We start from the raw sequence: 12,356 nt of genomic DNA on the forward strand, positions 1-12,356 counted from the left end.
CCAGCCAGCGGTGAGGTAATCGGCGAGCCGTGAGTTACTCGGCAGGCTCGTCGGTCCCGGTCGGCTCCTCGCTAGTCTCGGTCGATTCCTCGTCGCTCGCTGCCGACTCTTCTTCGGTCGTGGCCGGAATCACGTCCACGCTCGCCACGCCGTCATCGCCTTCGAGTTCCATCACAGTTACGCCCATCGTGTTCCGGCCGAACTCGGAGATGTCGGCCGCGCGGATGCGCATGATCTGACCGTCCTCGCTCATGATGACGAGGTGATCGTCGGGGGCGACCGCCTTGACCGACGTGACCGACCCGTTGCGGTCCTCGGTCTTGATGTCCGTGAGCCCGTATCCGTACCGCGACTGCGTACCGTACTCGTCGAGCGGCGTCCGCTTGCCGTACCCGCGCTCCGTGACCGTCAACAGTGACCGCTCGTCGTCGTCTGTAGCGGTTACCATGCCCGCGACCGCGTCGCCGCCGCGGAGCTTCACACCGTTGACCCCCTTCGTCCGCCGACCGGTCGCGGTGACCTCGGACTCGTCGAATCGAATCGCCATCCCGTTTCGGGTGGCGATTACGAGGTCGGTCGTGCCGTCGGTCACCTGTACGTCGACGAGTTCGTCACCGTCTTCGAGTTTCGCCGCGATGATTCCGGTCGAGAAGATGTTGTCGAACTCCGAGGCTTCGGTGCGGTTGACCATGCCGTTGCGAGTCGCCATCGTCAGGTACTCCCCGTCCTCGAAGTCGTCGGTGTTGACGACCGCAGTGATCTCCTCGGCGTCGTCGAGGTCGAGCAGGTTGACCGCGGACTTGCCGCGGGCCGTGCGGGACATCTCCGGAATCTCGTAGGTCTTCAGCCGATAGACCTGCCCCTGATTCGTGAAACAGAGCAGGTAGTCGTGGGTGTTCGCTCGGAACACCTTCGACACCCGGTCGCCCTCCTTGATGTCGCCGCCGATGATGCCCTTCCCGCCGCGGTTCTGGGCGTCGAACTGGGCGACCGGCATCCGCTTGACGTAGTCCTGCTCGGTCACGACCACGACCACGTCCTCCTCGGGGATGAGGTCCTCGCGAGTGACCTCGTTCGTGTTCTCGATGAACGAGGTCCTGCGCTCGTCGGCGTACTCGTCGCGGACTTCGAGGAGTTCCTCCTTGATGACCGCGAGCAGTTCGGACTCGGAGGCCAGAATCTCTTCGAGGCGCTCGATGCGGGCCTGGACCTCGCCGTACTCGTCTTCGATCTCGGCGACCTCCATCGACGTGAGGCTGCCCAACTGCATCCGGACGATGTGGTCGACCTGCTCCTCGGAGAAGTCGTAGGCCGCCCGCAGCTCGGTCTTGGCCTCGTCGCGGTCCTCGGCGTCCTGGATGATGTCGACCACGTCGTCGGCGTTCTCCAGCGCCGTGAGCCGGCCTTCGAGGATGTGGGCGCGATCCTCCTTCTCGTCGAGTTCGTACTGGCTCCGCCGCCGGACGACCTCCTTGCGGTGGTCGAGGTAGTGTCGCAGCGTCTCCGTGAGCGACAGCACCTTGGGCTCGCCGTCGACCAGCGCGAGGTTGATGACGCCGAACGTCTTCTCGAGGTAGCTCTCGATGAGCTGGTTCTTCACGACCTCCGTCATCGCGTTGCTCTTGAGTTCGACCACGACGCGGATGCCGTCGCGGTCGGACTCGTCACGGAGGTCACGGATGCCCTCGATAGAGCCCTCGTTGACCGAATCGGCGATCTTCTCGATCATCCGGGCCTTGTTGGTCTGGTAGGGGAGCTCCGTGATGACGATGCGGTCGCTCTCGCCGTCGCGCTCCTCGATCTCGAACTCCGCGCGGACGCGGACGCGCCCCCGACCGGTCTTGTACGCCGCGTGGACCGCGTTCCGGCCCACGATGTTCGCGCCGGTCGGGAAGTCCGGCCCCTTGACGTGCTCCATCAGGTCCTCGACCGTCGCGTCGGGATTCTCGATGAGTTCGACCGTGGCGTCGATGACCTCGCCGAGGTTGTGCGGCGGGATGTTCGTCGACATGCCGACCGCGATACCCGACGAGCCGTTGACCAGCAGGTTCGGGAACGCCGAGGGCAGCACCTCGGGCTCCTGGAGCCGGTCGTCGTAGTTCGACTGCCAGTCGACGGTGTCCATGTCGATGTCGGCCAGCAACTCCTCGGCGATGGGGGCCATCCGGGCCTCCGTGTACCGCATCGCGGCGGGCGGGTCGCCGTCGACGCTCCCAAAGTTCCCCTGGCCGTCGATCAGCGGGTAGCGCATCGAGAAGTCCTGGGCCATCCGGGCCAGCGCGTCGTAGATCGACTGGTCGCCGTGGGGGTGGAAGTCACCCATCGTGTCGCCCACGATGTTCGAGGACTTCCGGTGGCTCGCGCCGCTGGTGATGCCCGACCGGTGCATCGCGTAGAGGATGCGCCGGTGGACCGGCTTCAGCCCGTCGCGCACGTCCGGAAGCGCGCGGCCCGCGATGACCGACATCGCGTAGTCGATGTAGCTCTGTTCCATCTCGTCCTCGACGCGGACGTTCCGTACTCGCTGTGCGACCTCCTCGGGGAGGTCGGATGAATCCGTGCTCATGCTGTGTGTCGAATTGTGTGTCTCAGATGTCGACCGTGGCTCTCAGATGTCGACCCAGTCGGCCTCGGTGGCGTGTTCCTTGATGAACTGCTTGCGGGGTTCGACCGCGTCGCCCATCAGTACCGAGAACATCTTGTCCGCGGCGGCGGCGTCCTCGATGGTGACCTGCTTCAGGATGCGGTTCTCCGGGTTCATCGTGGTGTCCCAGAGCTGCTCGGGGTTCATCTCGCCGAGCCCCTTGAACCGCTGGACCTGCGAGGGGTTGCCGTCGCACTTCTCCTCGATGATGCTGTCGCGCTCGGCCTCGGTCATGGCGTCGTACGTCTCGCCGCGGTGGCGGATGCGGTACAGCGGCGGCTGGGCCGCGTACACGTAGCCAGCTTCCAGCAGGGGGCGCATGTACCGATAGAGGAGCGTGAGGTACAGCGTACGGATGTGCGCGCCGTCCACGTCCGCGTCGGTCATCAGCACGATCTTGTGGTAGCGGGCCTCCTCGATGTCGAACTCCTCGCCGATGCCTGTGCCGATGGCCGTGATGAAGTGGCGGATCTTGTCGTTCTCCAGCACGCGGTCCAGCCGGTGCTTCTCGACGTTGAGCACCTTGCCGAACAGCGGGAGGATGGCCTGGAACTCGCGGTCACGAGCTTGTTTGGCACTTCCTCCGGCCGAATCGCCCTCCACGACGAACAGTTCGGCCTCGCTCGGGTCGCGAGTCTGGCAGTCGGCCAGCTTGCCCGGGAGCGCGGTCGATGCGAGCGCGTTCTTCCGGCGGGTCAGCTCCTCGGCCTTCTTGGCGGCCTTCCGGGCCTTCGCGGCCTCGACCGCTTTCGAGACGATGGCCTCGGCGGTCCGCGGGTTCTCCTCGAAGTATGTCGCCAGCCCGTCGTGGATGGCCGACTCGACGATGCCACGGACCTCGCTGTTACCCAGCTTGGTCTTGGTCTGGCCCTCGAACTGCGGGTCGGGGTGTTTGACCGAGACGACCGCGGTCAGCCCCTCGCGCACGTCCTCGCCCTTGAGGTTCTCGTCGATGTCGCCCAGGAGGCTGTTCTCGTTGGCGTAATCGTTGACGAACCGCGTGAGCGCGGTCTTGAACCCGGTGAGGTGGGTGCCGCCCTCGCGGGTGTTGATGTTGTTGGCGAACGCGTGGATCGAGCCCTGTAGCTCGTCGGTCGCCTGCATCGCCACCTCAACCTGGATGTTCTGCTCTTCGTCCTCGAAGTAGATTACCTCCTCGTGGAGCGGCGACTTGGTCTCGTTGAGGTACTCGACGAACTCCCGGATGCCGCCCTCGTACTCGAAGGTGTCCGAGTCGCCGTCTTCGCGTTCGTCGGTCAGTGCGATGCGGACGCCGGAGTTGAGGAAGGCGAGTTCTCGCAGTCGGCTCTCCAGCGTCGAGTAGGTGAACTCGTCGGTCTCGAAGATGTCCGAATCGGGCCGGAACCGGATGGTGGTCCCGGTCCCCTCGTCGGCTTCGAGGTCGCGGACGCGCTCCAGCGGACCGGCGGGCTCGCCCTGCGCGAACTCCTGTCGCCAGACCGCGCCGTCACGCCGCACCTCGACTTCGAGATGCTCCGAGAGGGCGTTCACCACCGAGACGCCGACGCCGTGGAGGCCGCCCGACACCTGGTAGGACTTGTTGTCGAACTTGCCGCCGGCGTGGAGGACGGTCAGAATGACCTCGACCGCGGGCTTGTCGTACTCCTCGTGGGTGTCCACCGGGATGCCCCGTCCGTCGTCGGAGACGCTCACCGTCCCGTCGTCGTGGACGGTCACCTCGATGGCGTCGCAGTGGCCCGCGAGCGCCTCGTCGATAGAGTTGTCGACCACCTCGAACACGAGGTGGTGGAGACCTCGGCTGTCGGTAGAGCCGATATACATCGCCGGGCGCTTCCGCACGGCCTGAAGGCCTTCGAGAACCTGGATCTGCCCGGCCCCGTATTCACTTTCCTGACTCATAAAACCTGAATGAGGGTAGCGGTTCCGTCCTGATAAATCCCTCGCACACGCGCGCGCGAACGGAAGTAAATTGTAAAGATACCGACTCTGTCAGCGGGCCATCCGTCCCGAACTCGCGGTCGCGATTCGAACGACGGTCGGACTCCAGTATACTCGGGTCCCTAACTACTTCCGAGTTCCGGACGTCAGTCGGAAACAGTTCCGGAAGCGAAGGTCGATAATTCAGACGCTCGCGCCGGGGTCGCACCGACGAATTCGTCGGTGCGACCCCGGCGCAAGCGTGGTGGAAGCTGGGCGCGAGTCCGACGCGAACGCCCACACGAACCGGCGCGAAGCGACGCCGTGGGGAGTCACTCGACCCGTCGTTCGGACAGAAATGGACGATTACTCTCGGGTCGCCGAGAAGACCGGGGCCGACGCCGGACAGTCGCGTCGCGGACGCTGACAGTTCGCTCGGCGCGAAGTGGCTGCGACCGCGCGAACCAGCCGTTACCGGGCGCAACTGTCGGCAACGGAGTCGATTCCTTATGCTCGTCCGTCCCCGGAGTTGTGACGCATGGTATACACTCGCCGAGAACGGACGGTGTCCGACGACGAGCGCCGGGAGTTCCTGAAGGCGCTCGGGGTGGGCGGCGCGGTCGCCGCCGGGGGCGCGACGCTCGACGGAGTTCGGGAGGCCGTGGAGACGGCCGGAGCGGGGGAAACGGCCCAAGCCGGCGAACTCGCGACCGTGGGCGAGGCCATCCGGGCCGACCTGTCGGGCAGCCTCGACGCCGAACTGCTCGCGTCCGGCCACGCCGGCCTCGCGGAAGCGGCCGCCGAACTGACAGCGGTGCCCCAGCGCGGCCCGCCGGGGTTCGGCGACGGACCGCGCGAGGAATTCGCGGCGGTCGCCGAGGCGGCCCGCCCTGCGTTCGACCACCTCGCAGCGGTCGGCTTCTTCGAGAGCACGACCGAGCGACTGCCCGAGTTCACGCCCGAGTTCGTCGAGGAGAGCGTCCGCAGGTTCGTGGTTTCGGAGGGACTGGCCGGGTCGCTGGCCGACCTCGACTTCTCCCAAGCGGAACTGGTCGACCTGCTGGCGACGGTGGTGAGCCACCGCGAGCGACTCGGCGACCGCCACTGGATCGCCACCGACGAACTCCCACGCGAGCAGTTGGCGTTCGCCGAGCACGTCCCGCCGATGACCAAGGCCGCGGCGGGCGGCGCGATGCTGTGGCTCGAAGACCTCGACGACCACCTCTGGACGAACGCGGTCCTGCTGACCGACGAGATTGTCGCGGACGCGACGTGGGACGCCCGCGCGATGGCCGCGGGCTTCGACCTGATGCTCGACGGCGCGCGTCGCATCTCGGGAGGGGAGGCCGCTGCGGGGGCTGGAGCCGCAGACGAACCCGGCGACGCCACCGCGGACGACGAACTCGCCGGCCTGCTGTCGAGCGGGTTCGCGCTACAGGCCGTCGCCCAGAACCGGCTCCCACGGGACGCCTACTGGATCGGCGAGGAGATGCGCGCCGAGCGAGAGACGACCGTCGACATTCCGAGAACCTAACATGACCGCGGACATCGACCCCGAGACCGAGGAGATCGAACCGGAGGAGCGACCGCACTACATCGACACCGGGCCGGAGGCCCGCGGCGAGGACGAGCACGTCCGCTTCGACGTGCAGGACTTCGCCACCGAATTCGCCTTCGGCGGCGCGATTTCCGGATGGACCGGCCGCGCCCCCTCCAGCATCGAGGGCCAGAACAACCCGACGATGGAACTGGAGGCCGGGAACCAGTATCAGGTCGTCTGGGAGAACGTCGACGGCGCGCCCCACGACTTCGTCATCCAGGACGCCGACGGCAACCGACTGATGGGGACCGACGTGTACTCCTCGCAGGGCGAGACGTACACGCTGACGTTCCAAGCGACCGAGGAGATGGCCCAGTACATCTGTAGCGTCCACCCGAACTCGATGGTCGGCGACATCGAGGTGTCGGGCGAAGGCGTGAACGGTGGCGGCGGGACCGAACAGCAGCAGCAGCCGCCCGGCCCCGGCGCGGCCGACGAGGAGATGCCGAAACTCTCCGTCTCGACCGAGATGCTCCGCGAGGACGCCGAGCGCCGCGACTCGTGGCTGAGCTACGACAAGGGGCTGGGACAGGTCGGGTACACGCCCGCCGACCAGCTCGACGCCGACGACGTCTCCAGCCTCGAACGCAAGTACACCATCCCGACCGACAGCGCGGGCATCGAGACCAACCCGATAATCGTGCCGTCGGACCCGCCGGTGATGTACTACACGACCAGCAACCTCGCCGTCGTGGCGGCCAACGCCCGCACCGGCGAGAAGTACTGGCAGTTCAAGTACGCGCTCCCGAAGAACGCGGCTGGCCAGACCGGCCGCAACCGCGGCGTGGCGGTGTGGGACGACAAGGTGTACTTCGCCACGACAGATTCGTATCTGGTCGCGCTGAACCGCTACACCGGCGAGAAGGAGTGGGAGACGCTGATGCTCACCGACGAGCAACTCGATGAGATGGACCAGCCCCGCCGGATGTCCATCTCGCAGGCTCCCATCGCGTACGACGGTCGGATTCTCGTCGGCATGAGCGGCGACTTCGGTGGCTGGTGTTACGCCTCCTCGGTCGACGCGGAGACCGGCGAGATAAACTGGCAGGTCAATATGGCACCGAAGGACGCGTGGATCGGTGACAGCTGGCGGTTCGCCAGCAACGCACCGTGGATGAGCCCCGCGTTCGATCCCGAGACGAACAACGTCTTCTACGCGGTAGGCAACCCCTGTCCGATGATGAACGGCATCGTCCGGCCGGGGCCGAACAAGCACTCGAACTCCATCGTCGCCATCGACCTCGACACGGGCGACATCGAGTGGGCGAGCCAGCAGCTCGCACACGAGCTCTGGGACTACGACAGCCACGACACCCCGACCGTCTTCGACCTCGAAGTCGACGGCGAGACGCGCCGCGCGGTGTCGACCGACCAGAAGGCCGGCTGGACGTACGTGTACGACGCCGAGACGGGACGACTGCTCGAACGTACCGCGGCGTGGACCAAGCAGGACCACGAGTGGGCCGACCACTTCCTCGCGCTGCCGCCCCGCGGCGAGGAGAACGCCGGGACGTGCTGGCCGGGCACCATCGGCGCGACAGAGTGGCCGCCCTGCGCGTACGACCCCGAAAGCGGGATGCGCTACGTCGCGGCGGTCGACGCCGCCCAGCGCGTCTCCTACGACCCGGACTGGGAGTACGACACGGAGGGCGACATCTCGCTCGCGGAGGGCGGCTCGCGGCTGGCTTCCGAGGACACCTCTCACACGGCGTTCGTGCAGGCTGTCGACCCCGCGACCGGTGACCTCGCGTGGCGGACCGACCTCCCGGACGTGGACTCCTCGTGGTCCCACTGGCGCATCTGGCCCGGTGGCACGACCGCGACCGGCGGCGGGGTCGTGTTCGTTCCGTCGTCGGGCGGCCACGTCTACGCGCTCGACAGCGAGACGGGCGAGCGCATCTGGAGCGCGAACACCGACGCCGACCGGATCACCCCCGCGCCCGTGGTGTGGGACGACCCCGTCGAGCAGACCCAGTACCTCGCGGTCGCGGTCGACGACGAGATCACGGTGTGGTCCTCGGGCGGCTTTGAAGAGTAGCTGTCTCGGGGGATAACCGATTCGAGAAGGAGTCGGGGCGAGCAGGAATCGGGTCGAGAGGTAATTCGTCGGTTTCGCGGTTCGCAGCGCAGTCGCGACGGAGCGGGGCGGCCACGGTCGCTCGTCGGTCTCGGCAGTAGCTAGCTTTGTACCGTCTTTCGCTATACGAAACAGCATCGGAGCCAGCGAACACCAGTAACCGCACACCTAACCGGGTCACGCCCGCACGCGCCCGCTAGAAGTGGAACGGACAACCCGCGCTAAGCGTACTCCCAGAGCGGCCGGAAGTCCGGAATACCCTGCGTTACGTCCGCGATAACCTCCGACCCCCGACCGAAATCTCGGGTGGAGCGTGAAACGGTTCGCACGGTCGCTCGGGGCCGCGGGAAACGGAGTCGGTCGTTTATCCCGCGCCTCGGCGTAGCGGGCCGCGGAATGACCGAGAGAACGACAGCGACCGCATTGCTCGCGGCGATAGCCGTCCTCGCGGCGGGGGCCGTCGTCGGAGCCGGCGCGCTCGGAGTCGGGGCGACCGGCTCCGCCGGCGACGCGTCGCCAGCGGTCGCTCAGGATACGACGGAGACCCAAGAGACGACCGAGGCCGGGGAGACGCCGACCGAGGCCGAGGAAACGACGGCGGAAGCCCAGCAGACCGAACCGGAGGGCGAGGGAACCACGACGCAAGCGGGCGGGAACGAGACGGCGACGAACGACACCGCGGCCGCGGCTGACGCGACGAACCTGAGCGTCCGGAACGTCACGGTCGAGCGACTGGTGCTCCGGAACGTCACCCTGCTCGACGCGCAGTTCGACGACCTCACGGTGGAGAACGCGACGGGCGAGGACAACGCGAGCAACGAATCGTACAGCGGCGTCAGCGTCGAGCAGGTCGAGGCGACCGGCGAAGCGACCGACGTGACGCTCACGAACGTCACCATCCGCGACGAGTCGCTGGCCGACGCCCTGCTGAACGAGACCGGGAACCTCGACGTCCAGACCCGACTCGTCATCGACCTCGCGGTCCTCCAGAACCGGACAGTGAACGGACTCGCGGTCGAGAACGCGACCGTGAGCGGCGATGCGGTCGAGAACGTCTCGACGGCGGCGTCCGAGAACGAGGAGGACGCTGCGGAGGACAACCAGTCAGAGGAAGACGAGCAAGCCGACTCCGACCGGCCCGCGATGAGCGCCGACACTGCGGAAGTCGAGGGGATGAATCTCACCGAGGTTTCGGTGTCTGGCGTCTCGGCCGGTGAGACGCTGGAAGACGCACCTGCGACGGAGGAGACGACTGTCGGGGACGAGACGACCGCAGAGGGGCCGACTACCACCGAAGAGACCGCGGACGGTGGAACGGCGACTGCCGACGCGGCCGACGACGAGACCACCACGACCGAGACGACGAAGGCCGAAGCGCGAAGCGGCGCGACCGACGAGGGGACGACGACCGACGACGGAACTGCCGAGGGAACGACCACGACTGACGAGGAATCCGACGAGTCCTGATTATCGGTTGACTCGCGCCTTCGAGTACCGATGGACTCCCGATTCGCTCACACTATTTTACCGCTGGACGGCCCCGTCCGCCCGAACCATTATACGGCTGACAGCCGTGGTCCCTACGGAAACATGGGGGAGACACGACGACAGTTCCTTCGCGCGACAGGTGCGGGTGCAGTCGGACTGACGGGGGCGGCCCGACTCACGGGTGCGGTCGGCGTCACGGCGGGCCAGGACGACGGCGTCAGCTTGCTGCTCAACTGGAAGCCGAACGGGCTACACGTGCCCTACTACGCCGCGCAAGCTCGGGGGTTCTACGAGGAGGCGGGCGTCGAGGTGACGAACATCGAGAGCGGTCAGGGGTCGGACTTCTCGGCCAAGCAGGTCGGGCTCGGCAACACCCCCCTGGCGATCACGAGCGCCGACCAGTTGCTGAACGTCAACACCCGGGGGCTCTCGCCCACGGCGGCCGGCGTGGTGATGCAGCGCAGCCCGGTCGTGGTGTTCACCACGCGCGAGACGTTCGGCGGGGAGTTCACCAGCGTGGACCAGCTCGCGGGCAAGACGGTCGGTACGGGTCCCGGGATGGTCCGGATTCTCACGAGACTACTGCTGGAGCGCCGCGGCGTGCTCTCGGACGTGGAACTCGTGGACTCGGGATTCGACACGGTCCAGCAGCTTCTCGCCGGGGACATCGACGCGGCGGGCGGCGTCTTCGGCGACGCGGTGACCGCAGGGCAAGACGCCAGCGAGGTGTTCTCGATTCCGGTCGCGGACGCGATTCCGTCGTACGGCCACGTGGTCGCCGCCAACGACGACTTCGCCGACTCGAACCCCGACGCTGTGCGGGGCTTCCTGCGCGCGACCGCCCGCGGCGCGGCGTGGGCGACCGAGAACCCCGGCGAAGCTACGGACCTGCTCGTGGAGGCCAACTCCTCGCTCGAACAGTCGGCAGAAGTCGAGCGCGCGAAGTGGGTCGAGATGGCCAACGGCTACGTCCTCTCGGAGGCGGTCCGCGAGCAGGGCTGGGGCTGGAGCGAATCCGAGCCGTGGGCGACCACCTACGAGGCGCTGCTCGACGCCGACCTGCTCGGCGGTGAGGTCGACCCCGAATCGGTCTGGACCAACGAGTACCTCGATCCCGACAGCGAGTACGTCGGCGACTACGCCTCGCGGGTGTCGATCGGCGAGACCACGACCACCGGCGGTGGAGGTTCGACCACGACAGCCGGCAGTGGGAACGACGAAACCACCACCGCGGGAGGCGGCAACTGACTCCGTGACCTCGCGCTCGTCGAAGTCGCGCTCGTCGTCGAGTTCGTCGGAGTCGGGCCCGAGCGCGCGCCTGTCCACGGATACGGCCGAGCGACCGTCCACAGAACCGGGCGCGCGCTCGGGTTCGCACGCGTTCGCGGCCCGGAGCCGCGAACGCGTGCGAACCCGAGCGGCAGGGCTGGCGGGGCGGACGCTCCCGCCGCTCCTCGTGGCCGGAGTCGTACTGCTCGCGTGGTGGCTCGCCGCCCGGCGCTCGACGCTCCCGGCCGTCGTCTTCCCGGGTCCGGGCGACGTGGCTGCCGCGTTAGCGACTCACTGGCCGACGATGCTCGACGCGGCCGGGGTGACCGCGGCGACGGCGGGGCTCGGCCTCCTCGCGGGCGCGCTCGTCGGCGGTCTGCTCGCGGGGGCGATGGCCGCCTCGGACACGACCGCGACCGTGGTCCGGCCCTACGTGGTCGCGCTCCGAGTGGTCCCCGTCATCGCGGTCGCGCCGCTGGTGTTCCGGTGGTTCGGCGACGGGATGGGAGCTCGCGCCCTGCTCGCGGCCGCACTCGCGACCTTCCCGGTGACCATCGCGACGTATCAGGGGTTGGGGACTACGCCGGAGGAGTACGTCGCGCTCGCGCAGTCGGTCGGGGCCTCCACGGTCCAGCAGTTCCTCCAGGTTCGACTGCCCGCTGCCGCGCCCCACGCCTTCGCGGGGCTGAAGATCGCGGCCGCGGCGTCGGTCGTCGGGGCAGTCGTCGCGGAGTTCCTCACCCTCGACGCGGGCATCGGCTACCGGGTATTCCGGGCCTCGACCTACCTCCAGACCGCTCGAATGGTCGCCGCACTCGGCGTGCTGGCGCTACTGGGCGTCGGATTCTATCTGCTTCCAGCGCTGGCCGAGCGCCGGTTCGACTGGGGATGACGGCGAGGCGGCCGACCGCTCAGTCGTCGCTCGCGACTTCCTTCCGGCCGGTGAGACGCTCCGGAACGAGCCGGAACTGGCGGAACGGCACCTCCTTGGGTGGTCGCTCGAACACGTCGACTTTCGGGATGTCGACCGCCCACATCCCCTGGACGGCGGTCGCGTCGTAGTCGGCGTCCGTCAGGTCTTCGAGTTCGCCGGTGGCGACCACGCTCCGCCACCCCCGGTCCGTTCTCGCGTGGACGACGAACGTGACGGGGCTGTCCACCACGTCCGCTTTCCCGCTGTCCGGCGGAAACGCGAGTTTGAAGTAGAAGCTCCCACCGCCGGCGTCGTACCCGTACGACACCGGCAGCGAGAACGGCGGTTCCGACGCGTCCGTCGAGAACGAGAGGACTCCCGTGCCGCCCGTCCCGAGGAACTCGTCCAGTTCCGAATCACCCAGTTGTACCCACCGAAGCCCCTCCATGCGTACGTGTCCCACCCG

Annotated in this window: 8 protein-coding genes; 5 read left to right on the forward strand and 3 right to left on the reverse strand. The window is 67.6% G+C overall.

Annotation, left to right across the window (positions count from 1 at the left end; all coding sequences use genetic code 11):
* Positions 1-34 precede the first annotated feature (34 nt).
* Both gyrA and gyrB read right to left on the reverse strand, forming a co-directional pair.
* On the reverse strand, positions 35-2,566 hold the full coding sequence (gyrA, locus tag DPQ64_RS00285) for a DNA gyrase subunit A (protein ID WP_115862352.1): 2,532 nt from the start codon (positions 2,564-2,566) through the stop codon (positions 35-37).
* A 42-nt stretch (positions 2,567-2,608) separates the two neighbouring features.
* Positions 2,609-4,525 (reverse strand): DNA topoisomerase (ATP-hydrolyzing) subunit B, encoded by a 1,917-nt coding sequence (gyrB, locus tag DPQ64_RS00290; RefSeq protein ID WP_115862353.1) that lies wholly within the window; start codon positions 4,523-4,525, stop codon positions 2,609-2,611.
* Positions 4,526-5,081: 556 nt separating this feature from the next.
* Between gyrB and DPQ64_RS00295 the strand changes: the two genes are divergently transcribed.
* From DPQ64_RS00295 to DPQ64_RS00315, 5 genes are all read left to right on the forward strand, one after another.
* The gene (locus tag DPQ64_RS00295; protein WP_115862354.1) at positions 5,082-6,077 is read left to right on the forward strand and encodes a twin-arginine translocation signal domain-containing protein; all 996 of its coding nucleotides are present in this window, start codon (positions 5,082-5,084) and stop codon (positions 6,075-6,077) included.
* Between the two features lies 1 nt (position 6,078).
* Positions 6,079-8,181 carry an outer membrane protein assembly factor BamB family protein gene (locus DPQ64_RS00300; protein ID WP_115862355.1) on the forward strand — a complete coding sequence of 701 codons (2,103 nt, stop codon included), beginning with the start codon at positions 6,079-6,081 and terminating at the stop codon, positions 8,179-8,181.
* Between the two features lie 435 nt (positions 8,182-8,616).
* Positions 8,617-9,687 (forward strand): hypothetical protein, encoded by a 1,071-nt coding sequence (locus DPQ64_RS00305; protein WP_115862356.1) that lies wholly within the window; start codon positions 8,617-8,619, stop codon positions 9,685-9,687.
* Between the two features lie 123 nt (positions 9,688-9,810).
* The gene (locus tag DPQ64_RS00310; RefSeq protein WP_115862357.1) at positions 9,811-10,956 is read left to right on the forward strand and encodes an ABC transporter substrate-binding protein; all 1,146 of its coding nucleotides are present in this window, start codon (positions 9,811-9,813) and stop codon (positions 10,954-10,956) included.
* Positions 10,957-11,113: 157 nt separating this feature from the next.
* Positions 11,114-11,869 (forward strand): ABC transporter permease, encoded by a 756-nt coding sequence (locus DPQ64_RS00315; RefSeq protein ID WP_157971534.1) that lies wholly within the window; start codon positions 11,114-11,116, stop codon positions 11,867-11,869.
* Between the two features lie 19 nt (positions 11,870-11,888).
* Here DPQ64_RS00315 and DPQ64_RS00320 read toward each other — a convergent pair whose 3' ends face one another.
* A complete protein-coding gene (locus tag DPQ64_RS00320; RefSeq protein ID WP_115862359.1) occupies positions 11,889-12,338 on the reverse strand; it encodes a pyridoxamine 5'-phosphate oxidase family protein in 450 nt (149 codons plus the stop codon).
* Between the last annotated feature and the right edge of the window lie 18 nt (positions 12,339-12,356).

The organism is Halorussus litoreus (assembly GCF_003382685.1).
Classification (GTDB): Archaea; Halobacteriota; Halobacteria; order Halobacteriales; family Haladaptataceae; genus Halorussus; species Halorussus litoreus.

Excerpts from the sequence above, each read along its gene's own strand:
- gyrA (WP_115862352.1), bottom strand. The coding sequence starts at position 2,566 with ATGAGCACGGATTCATCCGACCTCCCCGAGGAGGTCGCACAGCGAGTA.
- gyrB (WP_115862353.1), bottom strand. The coding sequence starts at position 4,525 with ATGAGTCAGGAAAGTGAATACGGGGCCGGGCAGATCCAGGTTCTCGAA.
- DPQ64_RS00295 (WP_115862354.1), top strand. The coding sequence starts at position 5,082 with ATGGTATACACTCGCCGAGAACGGACGGTGTCCGACGACGAGCGCCGG.
- DPQ64_RS00300 (WP_115862355.1), top strand. The coding sequence starts at position 6,079 with ATGACCGCGGACATCGACCCCGAGACCGAGGAGATCGAACCGGAGGAG.
- DPQ64_RS00305 (WP_115862356.1), top strand. The coding sequence starts at position 8,617 with ATGACCGAGAGAACGACAGCGACCGCATTGCTCGCGGCGATAGCCGTC.
- DPQ64_RS00310 (WP_115862357.1), top strand. The coding sequence starts at position 9,811 with ATGGGGGAGACACGACGACAGTTCCTTCGCGCGACAGGTGCGGGTGCA.
- DPQ64_RS00320 (WP_115862359.1), bottom strand. The coding sequence starts at position 12,338 with ATGGAGGGGCTTCGGTGGGTACAACTGGGTGATTCGGAACTGGACGAG.